This is a genomic window from Priestia sp. SIMBA_032 (genome assembly GCF_046535215.1).
In the GTDB taxonomy this organism is placed as follows: domain Bacteria; phylum Bacillota; class Bacilli; order Bacillales; family Bacillaceae_H; genus Priestia; species Priestia aryabhattai.
On record NZ_JAWRXD010000111.1, the window covers coordinates 1 to 502 of the forward strand.

Consider the following 502-nt stretch of genomic DNA (forward strand, 5'->3'; position numbering starts at 1 on the left):
TGGGTGAAGACTTCGTTGGTGTATTTATCCGTGCGCCGTATGTTGTAGAAGTAGCTGATAATGTTGAAGTGCTTTCTAAGCATGGTGACCGAATGGTAGCGGTAAGACAAGGTCAGTTTTTAGCTGCTTCATTCCATCCGGAATTAACAGATGATCATCGTGTAACAGCATACTTTGTTGAAATGGTAAAAGAAGCGAAAATGAAAAAAGTTGTATAAGTAACTTGCAACTTGTATAAGATTATAGTAAATTGATGGTAACAATTTTATAAAATAAGCGTGTTGATAGGAAATAGTAACAAATGTTGTTTCTTATAGAGAGTCGATGGTTGGTGGAAATCGATAGAAACAGTTTGTGAATCCATCCTGGAATGGAATGTGGAACATCTTTTGGATTAGTAAGCATTCCCGGTGAAGAGCCGTTATTTCTACTTGAGAGGAAAGTGGTAATGCTTTCAACTAGGGTGGCAACGCGGGTTAACTCCCGTCCCTTTATATAGGGA

At 38.4% G+C, this 502-nt stretch carries 1 pseudogene and 1 other annotated feature; the pseudogene reads left to right on the top strand.

Features of this window, described 5'->3' with window-relative positions:
- Window positions 1-218, top strand: a pseudogene (locus SB717_RS33550) (pyridoxal 5'-phosphate synthase glutaminase subunit PdxT); the annotation flags it as partial.
- A 54-nt stretch (window positions 219-272) separates the two neighbouring features.
- Window positions 273-494 (top strand) — a binding site (T-box leader).
- Window positions 495-502 lie beyond the last annotated feature (8 nt).